The sequence below is a fragment of the Priestia sp. SIMBA_032 genome (assembly GCF_046535215.1).
Taxonomy (GTDB): domain Bacteria; phylum Bacillota; class Bacilli; order Bacillales; family Bacillaceae_H; genus Priestia; species Priestia aryabhattai.
Map to the genome: position 1 here is coordinate 70,938 of NZ_JAWRXD010000013.1, position 18,308 is coordinate 89,245.

General features: G+C 36.0%; 18 protein-coding genes. 16 read left to right on the top strand and 2 right to left on the bottom strand.

Going from position 1 to position 18,308, the window contains the following annotated elements; all coding sequences use genetic code 11:
* Positions 1 to 53 precede the first annotated feature (53 nt).
* The 11 genes from SB717_RS25270 to SB717_RS25320 all read left to right on the top strand — a co-directional run bounded on the left by SB717_RS25270 (position 54) and on the right by SB717_RS25320 (position 11,654).
* Positions 54 to 1,034, top strand: coding sequence for an aldo/keto reductase (locus SB717_RS25270; protein WP_410905213.1), 981 nt, complete (start codon positions 54 to 56; stop codon positions 1,032 to 1,034).
* 216 nt (positions 1,035 to 1,250) lie between these two features.
* Entirely contained in the window at positions 1,251 to 1,994 is a 744-nt protein-coding gene (locus SB717_RS25275) for an SDR family oxidoreductase (RefSeq protein ID WP_410905263.1), read from the top strand.
* Positions 1,995 to 2,041: 47 nt separating this feature from the next.
* A complete protein-coding gene (gene dmpI, locus SB717_RS25280; RefSeq protein ID WP_410905215.1) occupies positions 2,042 to 2,224 on the top strand; it encodes a 4-oxalocrotonate tautomerase DmpI in 183 nt (60 codons plus the stop codon).
* Between the two features lie 196 nt (positions 2,225 to 2,420).
* The gene (locus SB717_RS25285) at positions 2,421 to 2,966 is read left to right on the top strand and encodes an NAD(P)H-dependent oxidoreductase (protein WP_410905217.1); all 546 of its coding nucleotides are present in this window, start codon (positions 2,421 to 2,423) and stop codon (positions 2,964 to 2,966) included.
* A 187-nt stretch (positions 2,967 to 3,153) separates the two neighbouring features.
* Positions 3,154 to 4,374 (top strand): multidrug effflux MFS transporter, encoded by a 1,221-nt coding sequence (locus SB717_RS25290; protein WP_410905219.1) that lies wholly within the window; start codon positions 3,154 to 3,156, stop codon positions 4,372 to 4,374.
* Between the two features lie 17 nt (positions 4,375 to 4,391).
* Positions 4,392 to 5,243: an aldo/keto reductase gene (locus tag SB717_RS25295; protein WP_410905221.1), complete on the top strand. Its 852-nt coding sequence runs from the start codon at positions 4,392 to 4,394 to the stop codon at positions 5,241 to 5,243.
* A 75-nt stretch (positions 5,244 to 5,318) separates the two neighbouring features.
* Positions 5,319 to 6,089, top strand: a complete 771-nt coding sequence (locus SB717_RS25300) for an SDR family NAD(P)-dependent oxidoreductase (RefSeq protein ID WP_410905223.1) — start codon at positions 5,319 to 5,321, stop codon at positions 6,087 to 6,089.
* A 384-nt stretch (positions 6,090 to 6,473) separates the two neighbouring features.
* Positions 6,474 to 7,304, top strand: a complete 831-nt coding sequence (gene licT / locus SB717_RS25305; protein ID WP_321998899.1) for a BglG family transcription antiterminator LicT — start codon at positions 6,474 to 6,476, stop codon at positions 7,302 to 7,304.
* A gap of 125 nt (positions 7,305 to 7,429) precedes the next feature.
* Positions 7,430 to 9,364 carry a beta-glucoside-specific PTS transporter subunit IIABC gene (locus SB717_RS25310; protein WP_321998897.1) on the top strand — a complete coding sequence of 645 codons (1,935 nt, stop codon included), beginning with the start codon at positions 7,430 to 7,432 and terminating at the stop codon, positions 9,362 to 9,364.
* 23 nt (positions 9,365 to 9,387) lie between these two features.
* A complete protein-coding gene (locus tag SB717_RS25315; protein ID WP_410905225.1) occupies positions 9,388 to 10,815 on the top strand; it encodes a 6-phospho-beta-glucosidase in 1,428 nt (475 codons plus the stop codon).
* 503 nt (positions 10,816 to 11,318) lie between these two features.
* Positions 11,319 to 11,654: an HNH endonuclease gene (locus SB717_RS25320; RefSeq protein ID WP_410905227.1), complete on the top strand. Its 336-nt coding sequence runs from the start codon at positions 11,319 to 11,321 to the stop codon at positions 11,652 to 11,654.
* Between the two features lie 441 nt (positions 11,655 to 12,095).
* Here the strand turns inward: SB717_RS25320 and SB717_RS25325 are convergent, their stop codons facing one another.
* Positions 12,096 to 12,662 carry a TetR/AcrR family transcriptional regulator gene (locus tag SB717_RS25325; RefSeq protein WP_410905229.1) on the bottom strand — a complete coding sequence of 189 codons (567 nt, stop codon included), beginning with the start codon at positions 12,660 to 12,662 and terminating at the stop codon, positions 12,096 to 12,098.
* A 188-nt stretch (positions 12,663 to 12,850) separates the two neighbouring features.
* Here SB717_RS25325 and SB717_RS25330 point away from each other — a divergent pair, with 188 nt between their 5' ends.
* From SB717_RS25330 to SB717_RS25350, 5 genes are all read left to right on the top strand, one after another.
* Positions 12,851 to 14,020, top strand: a complete 1,170-nt coding sequence (locus SB717_RS25330) for an MFS transporter (RefSeq protein WP_321999106.1) — start codon at positions 12,851 to 12,853, stop codon at positions 14,018 to 14,020.
* Between the two features lie 176 nt (positions 14,021 to 14,196).
* Complete coding sequence (locus SB717_RS25335; protein ID WP_410905231.1) at positions 14,197 to 15,378, top strand: MFS transporter; 1,182 nt, start codon at positions 14,197 to 14,199, stop codon at positions 15,376 to 15,378.
* A gap of 10 nt (positions 15,379 to 15,388) precedes the next feature.
* A complete protein-coding gene (locus SB717_RS25340) occupies positions 15,389 to 15,988 on the top strand; it encodes an SDR family oxidoreductase (protein ID WP_410905265.1) in 600 nt (199 codons plus the stop codon).
* Positions 15,989 to 16,125: 137 nt separating this feature from the next.
* Positions 16,126 to 16,335, top strand: coding sequence for a cold-shock protein (locus SB717_RS25345; RefSeq protein ID WP_192100921.1), 210 nt, complete (start codon positions 16,126 to 16,128; stop codon positions 16,333 to 16,335).
* 338 nt (positions 16,336 to 16,673) lie between these two features.
* Positions 16,674 to 16,943, top strand: a complete 270-nt coding sequence (locus SB717_RS25350; protein WP_410905233.1) for an HPr family phosphocarrier protein — start codon at positions 16,674 to 16,676, stop codon at positions 16,941 to 16,943.
* Between the two features lie 800 nt (positions 16,944 to 17,743).
* On the opposite strand, the gene SB717_RS25355 is transcribed toward SB717_RS25350, so the two are convergent.
* Positions 17,744 to 18,301 (bottom strand): helix-turn-helix domain-containing protein, encoded by a 558-nt coding sequence (locus tag SB717_RS25355; protein ID WP_410905235.1) that lies wholly within the window; start codon positions 18,299 to 18,301, stop codon positions 17,744 to 17,746.
* Positions 18,302 to 18,308 lie beyond the last annotated feature (7 nt).

Genomic DNA, 18,308 nt, shown 5'->3' on the forward strand with positions numbered 1-18,308 from the left:
TAGACCTTAATCGGTGTGGCTGATCTTAATCATAGAAAGTGAGGCGTAATCAAATGGAATATGTGAAACTTGGTAATACAGGATTGGATGTATCTAAATTTTGTCTTGGCAGTATGAGCTTTGGTGAAGCAGAAAAGTGGATTCATCAATGGGTACTTAATGAAGAGCAAAGTCGTTCTATTGTCAAAAAAGCACTTGAGCTGGGAATCAATTTTTTTGATACGGCAAATGTGTATTCAATGGGTACCAGCGAGGAATTTCTTGGACGAGCTCTAAAGGATTATGCTAATCGTGATGAAGTTGTCATTGCAACTAAGGTACACCAACGAATGCACGAAGGACCAAATGGTGCTGGTCTTTCCAGAAAAGCGATCATGAGCGAAATTGATAAAAGTCTTAAACGTCTCGGAACCGATTATGTAGACCTCTATATTATCCATCGGTGGGATTATAATACTCCCATTGAAGAAACAATGGAAGCATTACATGACGTTGTGAAGGCTGGTAAGGCAAGGTACATTGGTGCTTCTGCTATGTACGCATGGCAGTTCCAAAAGGCATTACATGTTGCAGAGAAGAATGGGTGGACCAGATTTGTCTCAATGCAGAATCATTTAAATCTCATATATCGTGAAGAGGAACGGGAAATGCTGCCTCTTTGTAGGGAGGAAAAAATTGGAGTTACCCCATATAGCCCACTTGCATCAGGTAGATTGGTACGTGATTGGTCGGAAACAACGCTTCGTTCCGAAACTGACCAAGCTCAAAAATCTAAATACGATGCGACTGCTGATGCTGATCGATTGGTTGTGGAGCGAGTTGCAGCAATTGCAGAAAAACGCGGCGTTCCTCGTATTCATATCGCACTGGCTTGGCTGCTACAGAAAGAACCAGTAACTTCTCCTATTATTGGTGCTACGAAAATATCTCATCTCGAAGATGCTATAGGTTCTCTATCTATTAAGCTGACATCTGAAGAAATAGCTTCTCTAGAAGAGCCGTATGTACCACACCCAATAGTTGGTCATAATTAATTGTATTGTGCAGATAATTTATGAATTATAAGTAGTTAACGTGGAGGAAATTAAATAGTTATGGTCGGTATTTCATCGATTCTTTCTCCTGTTTTAGGAGGTTTATTTAAACTATTAATATATAAATGAATCATCATGACTTTGATACTAACCCGTTGGAACAAATTATTAAAGCTTTGCAATGAAAACAAAAATAAGAAAAGGATGTTATTAGCTATGTCTACTATTCAAGGTAAAGTTGTCATTATTATGGGTGCATCAAGTGGGATTGGTGAAGCAACGACGAAGAAACTTGCAGAAGAAGGAGCAAATTTAGTGATTGCTGCTCGTCGCGAAGATCGTTTGAAAGCTCTCGTTGAATCATTACCAAATGCTGAAATTTCATACGCTGTTGCAGATGTATCAAAAAGAGAGGAAGTTCAAGCTGTTGTAGATTTAGCATTCGAAAAATATGGTCGTGTAGATGTACTCTACAACAATGCCGGAATAATGCCAACTGCACCACTTGCAGAAACACGCTTTGATGAATGGCGCCAAATGTTAGACATCAACATCATGGGTGTTTTGAATGGGATTGCTGCTGTCTTACCTATCATGAAACACCAACAATCTGGCCACATTATTTCGACTGATTCCGTAGCTGGACATGTTGTTTATCCAGGATCTGCTGTATATTGTGGAACTAAGTTTGCCGTTCGGGCGATCATGGAGGGGCTTCGCCAAGAAGAAAGAGAAAATAACATTCGTTCAACTATTATCTCTCCAGGATTAGTAGATACTGAACTTTATACAACGGTTAATGAACCTGAAAATCGTGAACGGTTAAAGAATAACGCCAAAATAGAAGGTGTGGGATTGAAGTCAAGCGACGTTGCTGATGCAGTAGCATATGCCATTAGCACACCTGAGACTGTTGCGATAAGTGAAATCTTGATTCGCCCAACCAAGCAAGTTGTCTAATCATTCATTAGTGCAGTATTAGTCATCATAAAAAGGAGAATAAAATTATGCCTGTGATAACAATTGAAGCAGCTAAATTAACTAAAGAACAAAAAGGAAAGTTAGTAAAAGAACTTACCACATCAGCTGCAAATATTATGAATTTACCTGAACAAGCCTTCTATGTTTTCGTAAAGGAAAACGAAAAAGACAATATAGGTGTTGCAGGGCAGCTTTTATCTGATAAATAAATCATGAGCAAACAAACTTTTGGTGAACCAGTCCATAGGTTTCATCCAGAGTTACTTGATGAGGAGCATGGTCGGCCAATTATTAAAAAAGTTCTTGAACTGGGTATCAGTACTTCGCCAAATATGTGGTTTTAATGAGGATTTTAAGTAATTATGATGCCGTAAACAAATAAATTCTTATAGGAGAGATTATAAAATGAAAACATTAGTTCTTGTTTTTCATCCAGACTTAACTGCTTCTCGTGCTAATCGACGCTTAACAGAAGAAATAGAGAAGCAAGCTAACGTTACTGTTCACCGTGTTTATGAAGCTTACCCTGATGAGAAGATCGATGTCGCGTCCGAACAGAGGTTATTGGAGAAGCACGATCGTATCGTTTTGCAATTTCCTTTCTACTGGTACAGCACGCCTCCATTGCTGAAAAAATGGGAGGATGCTGTCCTTTCTTACGGCTGGGCCTTTGGAAGCATGGGTGATAAGCTGCGCGGAAAAGAGCTGCTGATTGCGGTTTCTACGGGAGCTGCTAAGGAAAACTATTCATCAGACGGAAATTTTAAATACACGGTCCCAGAGCTACTACGACCTCTTGAGGTAACCAGTAACTTGATTGGGACAACCTATTTGACACCTTATATATTGTATGGGGTAAATCAACAGTCCGATGAGCAACTTGAGCAGAGTGCGAAGGGTTACGTAGCTTACGCATTGAACCCCGAACTTGAGCCATTTGTAGTACGCTAAAATACAAAAGATGCTAATAGTTTGAACTCTTAGATTTCGGATTTGGCATAGTCATCCTCTACGGATGACTATGGTTTTCTGATCTTTAATTAAAGGACCGAATGGAAAGTTCTTTTGGGATGCAAACAAAGTGAATGGTAACAAAGATTTTAATCAATCACTATCACCAAAGTAAGGAGCTATATAAATGAATGTTAAGACCATTAACCGTCAATTTCTATTTGCCTTTATGCTTTCCTCCTTTTCTGCATTAGGACCCTTTACCGTTGATATGTATCTTTCAGCGCTGCCCCAAATGATGAACAACTTTAATACAACAGCATCTTTAATTCAAGCAAGCCTAACTGCCAGTTTGTTAGGGTTAGGTCTGGGGCAGCTCATTGCAGGTCCTTTAAGCGATGTTCATGGCAGGCGTAAGCCTTTGCTGATTTCGATGCTGCTCTATTTTCTTATTTCTATAGCATGTGCGTTTTCGCCAAACATCGGTATGTTTATTGTTTTGCGCTTTATTCAAGGATTTGTCGCTTCCGCAGGGCTTGTTATTTCTCGTGCGATTGTTCGTGATCGCTACAGTGGAGTAGAAATGGTGAAATTCATGGCACTGTTGACAATGATTAGTAATGTCGCCCCGTTGATTTCCCCTACCGCTGGAAGCACAGTGACTACGTTTACTTTATGGATTGGTGTGTTTATTTTTCTGGGTTTTTTAGGACTTGTTTTAACAGGCATAGCCGTATGGGGAATAAAAGAAACCTTGCCTGTTGAGCAGCGTGTTCCCGGCAATTTCAAGGAAGTATTAAGAAACTACGGCTCCTTGCTTCGGGATCGGATCTTTATGGGGTATGCGCTTGCCAATGGCATATTGTTCTCTGGTGTGTTCGCCTATGTTGCCGCCACTCCATTTATTTATCAAAATATGTATGGTATATCGCCTCAATTGTTTTCAGTTCTTTTTGCCTTAAATGGGCTTGGAATTATTATTGGATCACAGCTTGTCAAACGACTGGCTGGGCGGATGGATGAACGCCGTATTTTTCGGATTGGACTATTGGTAGCTTTCATTACTACTGCTATCGTCTTGATTGTCGTGCTAGTTCACGGACCTTTCATTGCTTTGTTTATTGCAATCTTCTTATTCGCAACAGCTATTGGGATGATTGGGCCGATTTCATTTACACTGGCTATGGAATCACAAGGACATATTGCCGGAAGTGCGGCTGCAGTATTAGGCACTCTTCAATTTGCATTAGGTGCTGTCACTTCTCCTTTAGTAGGTATTGCAGGAGAAAATTCTGCTGTTCCTTTTGGAATAACAATTTTTATGACAAGTATACTAGCCGTTATCTCCTACGTAATCTTGGTGAGAAGGTCATCAACAGCTTCACAATACAAGCATTTCACTAAATAAAAACAGGAGGATTTAGCATGCAAACTGTTACATTAAACAATGGCGTTGAGATGCCAATACTCGGATTTGGGGTTTATCAAATCGACAATGAAGATGTATGCGAGAAATCAGTTTATAACGCTCTAGTGGAAGGTTATCGCTTGATTGATACGGCTGCTGTTTATGAAAATGAAGAAGCAGTCGGCCGTGCCATCAAACGGAGTGGTGTGCCTAGAGAGGAGATATTTGTTACAACAAAGCTTTGGATTCAGGATGCGGGTTATGAGAGTGCAAAGATAGCATTTGAAACATCTCTGAAAAAGATGCAACTCGATTATTTGGACTTGTATCTCATCCATATGCCATTTGGTGATGTCCATGGTTCATGGCGTGCGATGGAGGAATTATATCGTGAGGGTAAGATCAGGGCAATCGGCGTAAGTAACTTCCTAAATGACCGCCTGATGGATCTAATCGCTCATCATAAAATTGTTCCTGCTGTAAACCAGGTTGAAACGCATGCATTTACACAACAAGTAGAAAATGCTCAATTTATGAGGGATCACCATATTCAGATTGAGTCATGGGGTCCATTTGCGGAAGGAAAAAACAACATCTTTAACAATGAAGTGTTGGTATCAATAGCTGAAAAATATCATAAATCTGTGGCTCAAGTAGCTTTACGTTGGTTGATACAAAGGGAAATCATTGCGATTCCAAAGTCTGTTCATAAGGAAAGAATCATTGAAAACTTCAATATATTTAACTTTGAATTGAGTGAGGAAGATATGAAGAAGATTGCTACGTTAGATACCAAAGAGAGCTTAATCTTATCCCTTCACGACCCTGAAAACGTAGAAAAGCTCAGCAATATGAAATTTCATGATTAATTGTAGGTAGTGGCCGTAAAGCTGTTACTACCTACAAAAAGGATATAAAAATTATTGGAGAAGGGGGAATAAGAAGTGAAATATACTGTTATCACCGGAGCAAGTTCAGGAATCGGATATGAAACTGCTTTAGCTTTTGCAGAACGTGGAAAAAATCTTATATTGGCTGCCCGTAGAGAAGAAAAGTTAGAAGAATTAAAAGGTAAAATAGCAAAGATAAATCAAAATCTAGATGTTATTGTAAAACCTGTTGATTTATCAGTAGCAGAAAACGTTGATACATTCTATGAATCATTAAAAAACTATGAGTTAGAAACATGGATTAACAATGCTGGTTTTGGGGATTTTTCCTCTGTAGGAGAACAAAATTTAAATAAAATTAAATCAATGCTACATTTAAATATCGAAGCATTAACCATTCTTTCTTCACTGTTTGTAAGAGATTATAAAAATGTGGAAGGTACACAGATTATTAATGTCTCTTCAGCAGGTGGCTATATTATGATTTCTGATTTTGTGACTTATTCCGCAACAAAATTCTACGTAAGTGCGTTCACAGAAGGTCTTGCTCAAGAGTTAAAAAGTAAAGGTTCAAAAATGCAGGCTAAGGTTCTAGCTCCTGCCGTTACAGAAACAGAATTTGAGCTACGTTCTTTGGATGTAGATGAGTTTCAATATGAAGGACAAGTTCCTAAGTTTAATACATCAAAAGAAGTGGCTAGTTTTATGTTAGACCTTTATGATAGCGACAAGACTGTAGGTATTGTAGACGAATCCACTTATGAATTTCTTCTGAAAGATCCAATTTTCCCATTTAGGGAATTCTCAGGAGGTGAGGAATCTTAATCGACTTGTTATTGATATATGTAACTCGTAATCATAGTTTTATCAACTAGAATCAGCTCTAATGAAATAGGGGTTTCAAAAATGTTGATGCTCCTTATGTAATATCGTTAGCGTTTTAAATCCACGATTATATGAAACAATAGTAAGGTAAAATATTAATAGACTCATCGACTTTTCCCTTTGAGTTGGAAAGTCTTAAAAAAGATATAAAAGGACGTAAAAAAAATTATTAATATAACAAAAATTATATATTGCCAATAGAAAAGCCTTATGTTAACATAAGGTAAGCGCATACAGAACGGGTTGTAACTGTTAAATCAGGCAAAACCGATTACCTTAGAAAAAGGTAAGGTTTTGTCTTTTTCTATTATCGGAGGGAATAAAGTGAAAATCGAGAAAATACTAAACAATAATGCTGTTATTTCAAGCAAAAACAAACAAGAAATTATTATCATTGGACGAGGACTAGCTTTTAATAAGCGTGTTGGCGATGATATTAATGAACAACAAATCGATAAGATTTTCACTTTAGAAAACGAAGATATAATGAAAAAATTCAAGACTTTAATTGTTGATATGCCAATTGAGTACATGGAAATATCCGAAAAAATCATCGCATATGCAAAGATGAAATTAGCTAAAAAGTTAAATGAAAGCATCTATATCCATTTGACTGATCATATTCGTTTTGCTATTGAACGTTATAAAAAGAATTTACCTATAAAAAACGGATTACTCTGGGAAACGAGACAATTTTACAAAGAAGAATACGAAGTTGGATTGGAAGCATTAAATATGATATGTGAGCAATTCGGCGTCATTTTACCGGAAGATGAAGCTGGTTTTTTGGCTCTCCATATTGTTAATGCAGAATTAGATGAAGAAATACCTGTCTTGAAAAATATGACAAAGGTTATGCAAGAAATATTAACAATTGTAAAATATCATTTTAAAAAGGAATTTGATGAAAATTCCTTAAAGTTCTATCGTTTCATTACGCATCTAAAATTTTTTGCTCAACGTCTAGTTAAAGGTAATCATTACAAAAGCTCTACTGATGATGATTTATATAATGTGATTATGAGTAAATACCCAGAAGCGCATAAGTGTTCAGAGAAGATAAAGAAGTTCATCGAGAGTAAATACACTTACAGGTTAACGGATGAGGAAATGGTCTATTTGACTATCCATATTGAAAGGATAGTTAAAAATTAATAACATTCTTTATAGGGTTGTAACCTAACGGGCAAAACCTAAACCAAGCAATCAAAATTGATTGTTCGGTTTAGGTTTTTTTTATTAATTTCAAGCTTTGTATACTACGGGGTGGAGGGAAATGTATGAGCAAAAAGTATGAAAAGTTAGCTCATGATATCGTCAAAAAAATTGGAGGTAGTGAAAACGTATCGACACTAACCCATTGTATGACTAGACTTAGATTCGCTCTTAACGATAATAAAAAGGCAGACCGGGAGAAGGTGGCCGCATTAGATGGTGTAATCAGTGTTATGGAAAGTGGTGGACAATTCCAAGTTGTCATCGGAACACATATCGAAGATGTTTATGAGGAAGTTATTAAGGTTCTTGGGAATTCAGGAAAATCAGATAACCATTCCTCTAAAGGTCAAAAAGTTGGTATTTTCAGCAAGATAATCGATTTTATTTCTGGTACCTTCAGTCCTATTGTGCCAGCCATTGCAGGGGCAGGGATGATTAAAGCACTTTTGGCCTTGCTGTTATTATTTAATTTAATTTCGAGGGAGTCACAAACTTATTATGTGGTAAGTTTTATGTCAGACGCCATTTTTTATTTCTTGCCGTTTTTATTAGCATTTTCTGCTGCAAATAAACTAAGATGTAGTCCTGTTTTAGCAATGGTATCAGCTGGAATTTTGCTCCACCCTAATTTTGTTCAATTACAAACGGCTGGGGAAAATGTTCACGTGTTTGGGATTCCAATGACACTGGTTTCTTATAGTTCATCTGTTGTTCCAATTCTCTTAATTGTTTGGGCACAATCTTATGTTGAACCACTACTTAAAAGAATTATTCCAGATGCTGTAAAGATTATCTTTGTGCCAATGTTTACTATTTTAATTGTAGGGCTCATTGGTTTAACAGTATTAGGACCTTTAGGATCCTTTTTCGGCCAATATTTAGCAATGGGATTTGATTTTTTGGGATCTCAAGGAGCTTGGATAATTATTTTCTTGGTAGCAACAGTTTGGCCACTTCTTGTTATGTTTGGGCTACACCATAGTATAGTTCCATTATCATTGGCGCAAGTAACAACATTAGGATATGAAAATATTCTAGGCCCTGGAGCCATCATTTCAAATGTCGCTCAGGGTGTTGCGTCATTAGTGGTAGCTTGGAGAACGGAAGACCGAGCATTAAAACAGATCGCAAATTCCGGTGGAATTACAAGCTTAATGGGAATTACAGAACCAGCACTTTACGGGGTCAACTTGCCAAAAAAATATCCTCTTATTGCTACGATGATTGGTGGTGCAAGTGGAGGACTTTACGCGGGGTTAATGGAAGTGTCACGTTATGCGACAGGTGCATCAGGACTTCCAGCCATTCCGTTATATATTGGAGAAAACATATGGAATTTATATAACATATTAATTGCTTTAGTCATTACTATTATTGTAACAGCAGTAACAACCTATTTATTAAGTCTTAAATTTGAAAAAAATACACTAAAACAGAATGAAACTACACTAGAAACAAAGGAAGTTATGATAGAAACTAAAGAAATTGAAGATACACCTAAGCAGAATGAAATTACGCTAGTAACTAAAAAGGTAACAAGTCAAAATACAATCATTAAGAATCCTATCAAAGGAAACGTTATTTCACTAAATAAGGTAGAAGATGATGTCTTTGCATTAGAAACAATGGGAAAGGGAATTGCTATTAACCCAATTGAAGGGAAAGTGGTTGCACCTTTTAATGGAGAAGTTGTTTCTCTATTTCCTACGAAACATGCTATATGTCTATCATCCGATGATGGGGTAGAAATGCTAATTCATGTTGGAATAAACACTGTTCAGCTTAATGGAAAGTATTTTGAGGCGCATGTTGAGCAGGGAAAAAGAATTAGTAAAGGCGAGACGCTACTGACATTTGATCTGGAGAATATTAAAGAGGAAGGATATGTAACTCAAGTTCCTATTATCATTTTAAATACTCAGGATTACACGGATGTGACAACCAGCAGAGATGGAAATGTTGATTATAATGACGATTTATTAGTTTTAAAAGCATAATTATTTAATAGGAGTGAATGATCATGAGTTTAAGAAAAGATTTTCTCTGGGGAGGAGCCACAGCTGCAAACCAAGTTGAAGGTGGATATTTAGAAGGAAATAAAGGTTTATCTATAATTGACGTGGTACCAGCAGGAAAAGATCGTGTTGCTGTGAAAAAAGGAAAGATGAGAATGTTAGAATGTGATGAACAACATTTTTATCCAAGTCATGAAGCAATCGATTTTTACCATCATTATAAAGAAGATATCGCATTATTTGCAGAAATGGGTTTTAAATGTTATCGATTATCAATTGCTTGGACACGTATTTTCCCGAATGGAGATGAAGTCCTACCGAATGAAGAAGGGTTGAAATTCTATGATAAAGTTTTTGACGAATGTTTGAAATATGGAATAGAACCATTAGTTACCATTACTCATTTTGATGTGCCGGTGCATTTAGTAAAGACAGTTGGTTCATGGAGAAGTCGAAAGATGGTCGATCATTATGAAAAGCTATGTGAAACCATCTTTACTCGGTACAAAAATAAAGTAAAATATTGGCTTACTTTTAACGAAATTAACATGCTCTTACATCTTCCGTTCAGCAGTTCAGGTTTAGTTTTTGAAGAAGGTGAAAATGAAGAGGCTGTGAAGTATCAGGCTGCACATCACCAATTAGTCGCGAGTGCAAAAGCAACTGAAATCGCCCATAGAATTAATTCTGAATTTAAGATTGGATGTATGTTGGCAGGTGCGAGCACATATCCTTATACTTGTGATCCGGAAGATATATGGAAAGCAATCGGGAGAGATCGCGAACATTATTTCTTTGTTGATGTGCAATCTCGTGGAGAATATCCAAACTATGCGAAAAAAATGTTTGAGAGAATGAATATAAACGTAAAGATGGAAAATGGTGATGAGGAACTTCTAAAAAATAATACTGTTGACTTTGTTTCGTTTAGTTATTACGGTTCACGATTAACAAGTGCTGATCCAGAAAAAAATGCACAAACTGCTGCTAATCTATTTCCAACATTAAAAAACCCCCATTTGAAAACAAGTGAATGGGGATGGCAGATTGATCCACTTGGGCTTAGAATTACTTTGAACGCATTATATGATCGCTATCAAAAACCATTGTTCATTGTAGAAAATGGGTTGGGTGCTATAGATACACCTGATGAAAATGGATATATTGAAGATGATTACCGAATTGATTATATCCGTGAACATATCAAAGCATTTAAAGTAGCTGTTGAAGAAGATGGGGTAGATCTTCTAGGTTATACTACCTGGGGCTGCATAGATTTAGTAAGTGCTAGTACTGGAGAGATGAGTAAAAGATACGGCTTTATCTATGTGGATCGAGATGATACTGGAAATGGCACTATGAAACGTAGTAAGAAAAAATCCTTTGATTGGTATAAGAAAGTAATTAGTAGCAATGGTGAAGAATTAGAATAGTTTCTAGAATGAGGCACTGTGGAGGTGGATAGGTAACAGATATTTTCAAAGTGCCTCATTATAAACCTCGATTTCAACTATTTCATCTTATAGATAAAAACAAATTTTTTTATTAATTTATTTAATAATATGTCGTTTTATAATGGGTAATTTAAATGCAAAAACTGTAATACCTTTAAGTTGATAGATGTTTTATCTTCGTCAACTGTGAAGAATTCGACCCGAAAGAACTACGTCGTATACCAAAACAAAGCTTCTACTGGCATAAAGATGTTATTGAAAGTAATGGAGAAAGTTTAAATGAAAAATTACTAGCTAAAAACAAGTAAGTACGTAAATAATAAATAAGAAGCAACAAATCAATAAGCGAGCTAATTTACATAGATTAGCTTGCTTATTTCTTTATTAAAATATAAACCTTATATAACTCATATATAAATAACTTATATTTTTTACGAAATTTAATTATACAGCCTAAGTAGCACATGTAGGAGTTGATTTTTTTGAGCAAGAGCAATGAGATAATAAGAATAGCGAGCCAAAAAGGTTATAATATTAACAAAGCTGGGGAGATCATTAATCCAAAAGGCCAAACTTTAAGAGGTTCAACACGTAAATTAAAAAACTGTGTATATAAAACGTTTGGTATAAGTCATAATGGAAGTTCCAGGCCGATACTAGTTCATCGCTTCGTAGGATACAAAAAGTTTGGAGAGGCTGCCTTTGAAGCTGAATGTATTAGGCATATTAATCATAACTTCTTAGATAATAGGCCAGATAACATTTACTTGGGAACTTACAGAGAGATTTATGAAACTACAAAGAATAATGTAAAATAAAAACGTTTTAATTATGTAGGGATAAATAAATTACGAAAGTTTTAATAGCTGATCTTATTGCGGAAGTAATATTTTTTCTAAAAGGTGTATCTTAAGATACGCTTTTTTATATTATGTAAGAAATATAAAAACAAATCTGAGTTTAGATATATAAGTAAATGTGATTTAATTTTATCCATTTTCATACTGTTTAACGCATTAAGTGATTATATAATTTTAAGTATTAATTATATTGTAGAAAAAGCTCATATTTGTACGCTAAGCGAATTTTAGCCTAAAACAAGTCGAATTCCTGTACGTTAAGGGATTCGACTTGTTTTATTGATTTATTTGACTAATCCTACATTTGTTTAGGTACATTCCTTCATAATCTACATAAAAAAGAATCATCTCCCTAAATGAATTATCCACTTTATTCCTCATTGTATTGAGGTAGGTTTTTCAAAGGAAAGTATTATAGATTCCTCTGTCTAACAAAATTCCTAGCTGTACTGCTATAACACGAGGCGGATTAGGCATCCCTTTTGTGATCCACCATTCCACAATTCCTACAAAAGATGTCACAATAAATTGAAGTATAACCTCTTCATCCAATTCTCCATTTATCAATTTTGTTTTGTCAATATCATTTTTGATCTCTTCGATGAGAAGCTGTAGGAACTGACTACGAAAATAAGAGGCTTGACTACTTGCTAACAACGTTGAAAAGAATGAATAGTTGCTCTCAAAGTATTCGAACCATTCTACATTCGATTCTACAAAATCTAAATTCATTTCAGTTGCTGATTCGCACATTCTCCTTAGTTCATTAATATGTTCATCAATGATTTTATCCAGTAGATCATACTTATCCAAATAATGAAGGTAAATGGTTCCTCGGTTAACATTCGCTCTGTCGGCAATATCCTGAATGGTAATATCATCAAATTTTTTTTCAGACATCAATTCAATTACAGCTTTTTTGATAGCTTCTTGGCTTTTGGTAATTCTTCTATCCACTTTAGACATTGTTAGGTCACCAATCCTTCCTAAAGATAATCAACAATTTCGATTCATTTGTTTAATAATCAACAAATTGCTTTCATTTAACGATTGAAAGCATCCAGTTTCCTTTTATAATTATAGACAGATGTTTATTAATCAATCAATGTTAACTTTTAAAGTTTTCTCATGAATGGAGGTAGGAGGAGAGTTTTATGGCTAGACGAAATAATTTGCTTATATTTATATTGACCATAGGTGTTTTCGGTATCTTAAATACTGAAATGGGTATCGTTGGAATATTACCTTCAATTGCTGATCACTTTCATGTGAGTATTTCCCAAGCAGGGTTGTTAGTGAGTCTCTTTGCACTTGCTGTGGCAATCTCTGGTCCGATTATGCCGTTATTGTTCTCAGGTATAAATCGCAAGAAGGTAATGTTACTTGTATTAGGTGTTTTCGTTCTAGGTAACATTGTTTCCATGTTTGCATCAAGCTTTATAATTTTATTAATTGCTCGTGTGATTCCAGCCTTTTTACATCCAGTTTATGTCTCAATAGCTTTGACAGTAGCTGCTGCCTCAGTTAATAAGGAAGAAGCTCCAAAAGCTACTGCCAAAGTATTTATGGGCGTAACAGGCGGAATGGTGCTTGGTGCACCAGTCTCTAGTTTTATTGCTAATACAACTTCGCTTGAAATGGCAATGTTATTTTTTACGATTGTAAATGCTATAGCATTCATCGCGTTATTACTATTTATACCATCTATGCCTGTTAAGGAAAGACTCTCTTATGGATCTCAATTAAGTGTATTGAAAAAACCAATTACGTGGCTATCCATTGTGGCTGTCATTTTTATAAATGCAGCGATGTATGGAGTTAGTAGTTACCTTGCTGAGTATCTTGAAACCATTACGAATATACCTGGGAAAACGATTAGTTTAATGTTATTCATATTCGGTGGGGCAAGTATAATAGGAAACATCGTCGCAGGGAAGTTGCTTACTAAAAATGCCATAAAATCTGTAGCATCTTTTCCATTCGTATTAGGAGCTGTTTACATCTTATTATTCTTAATGGGGCAGTTCACGGGACCTATGGCTTTAATTGTTTTGTTTTTTGGAATAGTAGTGGCTTTGGGAAATAATATTAGTCAATATTGGATTACGTCTGCAGCTCCAGAAGCTCCTGAATTTTCAAATGGATTGTTCTTAGCATCCGGTAATTTAGGGGTAACAACTGGTACATCTGTAGGCGGGTTAGTTATTTCAGGAATGGGTACACAGTACGTCGTATTCGGCGGGTTCCTATTCTTAATCCTGAGTTTAGTATTTATTTTAATGAGAAACTACATGTATAGTCCTAAAGAACAACTTTCTAGGTAAGAAATTAATGAAATATTGTTTATCCCTTTTTAATGATTAAGACACTGTGTTCTATTGCAATTCTTCTAACTGAATAAAGAAAGAAGCTACTTTAATGTAGTAGTCCTTCAATCAGCTTTTATTACATTAAATGATAGAAGGAGCGATACTAATTATTCACCAAGGGGGGATGAGATTTGGAACGTTTATGGACAAAGTCTTTTATTCTTATGATTATGGGGTTGCTTTTCCTATTCGTTGCATTTTATATGCTGTATCCAACGCTGCCTTTGTTTATTAAACAGATGGGTGGCAACGAATCACAGGTCGGTCTGGCGATGGGGGCTTTTATGCTATCTTCCGTAATTTTTCGCCCATTCATCGGAGGACTTCTAGACAAGTTCGGCAGGCGTCCATTCATCGTCTCAGGGCTGATTCTCTTTGCCGTGGCGATGTATATGTATAACTGGATCGGCGGAATCGTCATTTTGATGGGACTCAGAATCTTGCACGGAATGTCCTGGGCAGTCTCCACAACCTCTGTTATCACCGCGGTTACGGATTTGATTCCGTCCGCCCGTCGTGGAGAAGGTCTGGGGTGGACTGGGATGGCTCTGACTCTAGCTATGGCAATCGGTCCGATGTTCGGTTTATGGGTTACACAGAACCTCTCGTACCATTCTCTATTTCTATTTGCAGTCATCCTGACTGCCGCAGCGCTGTCCTTAACGTTTGGTGCAAAAATGACTTTTAAGCCTCAAGCGAGTGCAAAGAGAATTGAAATTTTCGAAAAATCGGTTTTGCCTGTTACGGCATCAGTCTTTTTACTGTTTATCTCTTATGGCGGCATTACCAGCTATGTACCGTTACTTGCTGACTCCATTGAGGCCAATTCCGGTACATTCTTTATGGTTTATGCAGCCACGCTTGTCCTAAGTCGTCCCATTTCGGGGAAACTTTCAGATCGGTACGGTGAGACGTTTGTGATTATACCTGGACTAGTGATGACGATTTCAGCTTTAATTGTCTTGAGTTTCTCGACCAATTTGTTCGGCTTGATCATTTCGGCGATTATGTACGGTCTTGGTTTCGGTTCCGCGGAACCCTCTCTTCAAGCAACAACGATACGTCTTGCCAGTCCGGGGCGTACAGGTGTAGCCACTGCTTCTTTTTCAACGGCTACCGACCTCGGCATCGGGCTAGGCGCGATCATACTAGGCTGGGTTTCGCAATACACGAGTTACCAGGTATTGTTCATGGTCAGTGCCGTGTCTGTTACTCTTTCCTTATTGATGTTCACTTTTTGTGTGAAGCGTTTGTTGAACAAGAAAGCCATTAGCCCTGTAAACGCAAGTTCACTTCCTGCAAATACAGATTAACAGTAAAAAAATTAAGAAAAATGGTGGAAAGGCAATATATAAGGTAACCGATGTGACTTCCCATGAGCAAATGGAAGAATTGGCTGCGTATACTATTGAAGAATTAGGTAAAATTGATGTTTTAGTCAATAATGCTGGAATCATGCCGCAAGCTTTTCTTTTTAAGAAAAAAGTTGATGAATGGGATAAGATGATTGACGTCAATATCAAAGGGGTTCTATATGCTATTTCTGCTGTTCTTCCATCTATGAGAGAACAAAAATCAGGTCATATTATTAATCTCTCTTCTGTAGCTGGCCATAACATTTATCCAGGCGGAACGGTATATTGTGGTACCAAGCATGCAGTTACAGCAATTTCTGAAGGTTTGCGTCAAGAAGAGGCGTTGAATGGTACAAATATCCGTGTTACAAATGTATCTCCAGGAGCTGTCAGCAGCGAATTGTTAGAAACTACCACAGATTCAGAGTCAAAAGCAGGATTGGATAAATTTTATAAAACGGCAATTGACGCTGAAAGCATTGCTCGTACCATTGCATTTGCAATTGAGCAACCATCGGATGTAGCTATTAACGAAATGATTATTCGTCCAACAGTTCAGGTAGGTTAATATTATCCATTTAGCTGCCCTAGTTATGCATTTGGACCTCCAATTGTCATGATGGTGGTGGCGCGTAAGCTATTAATATTTGCTATATATATATAGGTAGCTTTTTGAAGAACACTTGATGCGGGGGAGTGTTTGCATTGGAAAGTAAAATAGGCAAGATAAGGTGTTTCGATTATGAAAAAGGCTTTGGCCTTATTTCTCCAGATAGAGGCGGAGAAGATTTGTTTGTCCATTTTAGTTCTATTCGTAATCCTAACTCAAATTCATTAAAAATAGGGCAGAAAGTCTCTTATATTGAATATAAGGGGCAACAGGGACCCCAAGCAGAATATGTAGTTCTTCTCTAAATATATGTTTTCTTTATCTCGTTTTCAAAAATAAAATGTATACATTAAGAGAACCTAACAATGATAGAGTAGCTGAATATACCTTGCTTGATTAAAAAAAATAGTAATGACACCAGATAATTAAACTGATGAAGTAGCTGCGGAGCTTCCAATCGCTATCCTTAATGTAGCGTTCTCATTAGTAGAATACGGAAAGGTTAAAGCAATATGATTTCCTTCCATGAACCAGGTCGCGTTCTGTTCAAGGTAATTATAGAAACATGGGGTATTAGACATATCAACTGACTATACAGATTAAACTGAGAAATATAAGTGAAAAGAAAAAAAGGTGAAACATTATGTTGATAAAAAAGCTTATAGTTCAGCTTCCGCGAGGACTTCAAGCTAGACACACAACTATATTTGTGCGTCTAGCTTTCTCATTTAAGAGTGAGATAGTGCTTGCTAAAGATGGAAAAACTACGAGTGGAAGAAATATAATGGGTATTATGGATTTAGCTATCAAAGAGGGAGATAAAATCACCTTAATGGTAGATGGGATCGATGAGCAAGCTGCAATTGAAACCTTTGAAAAATGTCTTTTAAACAGTAGTTGTATAGAGATATAGTAAACAAAAACTCCTTAACTATGCTAAGGAGTTTTTGTTTGGACGAATATATTAAATCACTTTACTCGTTTAAGTAAATACTAAATTTTTTTATGTATAAATGTATTACTGTTTTAAATATCCATACTTATAGTAGTCAAATCTACAACATTTATACACTTTATATAAAAATGTGCCATACATCTATTTGAAGAGTAATAATTAACTTATTTCAGTAATAAACACTTTAATAATTACCTATATTGTAGAAAAAGTCCACATTTGTCGTCAGGTAATGTAAATGATAAAACTTATATTTTTATAACATAGTTTATCATTTTACTTCTATGTATAGAATACATTAAATTTGTAGTTTCGGTTAAATATACCTCATTAAAAACATGGTAATATTAAATACTTTGTGGATTTTCTATTAGGATACCATAAACAAATCAATTTCTTAAAAGGAAAGTAGAAGATAGGTTGGTACATGATAATAAGTGAAAATCTGTATCTTTCGTTAGTAAGAGTAATAAGTTTTCACATCTGGAGCATACTACTCATGAAGTGTTTAAATTCTAAAATGCAAGGCTCTTATCTAGGTACTATTTAACCTAAAAAAACTACTGACACACATATGCCAGTAGTTTTTTATTTGTTTTACTCTCTGAGGACAGTCCCGTATAAGAATCTTTAGCTTTTTTATCCCCAATGAGAGATATTATATTAGCTATAAATGTATGTACTGTACGTTATAACTTAATCTCTCATGATAAACCGCCTGTAAAATAATTTTTGGTCAGCGAGACTGGCCCCTTCATTCATGGGTTTTTATAGGTTAAGGAAAGCATTAAATATACTGACTCATGAGAATAGTTTATATACGTATGAAGCTCTTCACCATTAAATTTAATAACATCCCCCTGATTTAACTGATGTATCTTCTCTCCTACTTGTATCTCCAATTGACCGTTTAATACCATGACCATTTCTTCAGAACCTGGTAAATGAAACTCGCTGTGCCGGCTGTCAGGTGCGATGCGTACTCGACACCATTCAGTCGTTCCATGTGCTCTAAATAATGGATTAACAACAAAATTATTATTTTGCTCAAACAAATAGTGACCGTCTTTAAAACGGTAAACTTCTATGTTTTCATCAAAAGTTAATAAATATGTTAGAGGGATGTTTAATCCTCTACATATTTTCCAAAGGATATTAAGTGTGGGATTGGCTTCTCCTCTTTCAATTTTCATCAACGTTAATTTACTAACATCACTTATATTCGCTAACTCTTCAAGACTAATGTTTTTATCTCTACGAATTTCTCTTAGATTAATTCCTACCTGACTAGACAAGTTAATATTTTCCTCTTTCACTTTTTCA

Coding starts and splice junctions, on each gene's coding strand:
- SB717_RS25350 (WP_410905233.1), top strand. CDS start 16,674: ATGTTGATAAAAAAGCTTATAGTTCAGCTTCCGCGAGGACTTCAAGCT.
- SB717_RS25310 (WP_321998897.1), top strand. CDS start 7,430: ATGAGCAAAAAGTATGAAAAGTTAGCTCATGATATCGTCAAAAAAATT.
- SB717_RS25285 (WP_410905217.1), top strand. CDS start 2,421: ATGAAAACATTAGTTCTTGTTTTTCATCCAGACTTAACTGCTTCTCGT.
- SB717_RS25330 (WP_321999106.1), top strand. CDS start 12,851: ATGGCTAGACGAAATAATTTGCTTATATTTATATTGACCATAGGTGTT.
- dmpI (WP_410905215.1), top strand. CDS start 2,042: ATGCCTGTGATAACAATTGAAGCAGCTAAATTAACTAAAGAACAAAAA.
- SB717_RS25290 (WP_410905219.1), top strand. CDS start 3,154: ATGAATGTTAAGACCATTAACCGTCAATTTCTATTTGCCTTTATGCTT.
- SB717_RS25270 (WP_410905213.1), top strand. CDS start 54: ATGGAATATGTGAAACTTGGTAATACAGGATTGGATGTATCTAAATTT.
- SB717_RS25295 (WP_410905221.1), top strand. CDS start 4,392: ATGCAAACTGTTACATTAAACAATGGCGTTGAGATGCCAATACTCGGA.
- SB717_RS25275 (WP_410905263.1), top strand. CDS start 1,251: ATGTCTACTATTCAAGGTAAAGTTGTCATTATTATGGGTGCATCAAGT.
- SB717_RS25315 (WP_410905225.1), top strand. CDS start 9,388: ATGAGTTTAAGAAAAGATTTTCTCTGGGGAGGAGCCACAGCTGCAAAC.
- SB717_RS25325 (WP_410905229.1), bottom strand. CDS start 12,662: ATGTCTAAAGTGGATAGAAGAATTACCAAAAGCCAAGAAGCTATCAAA.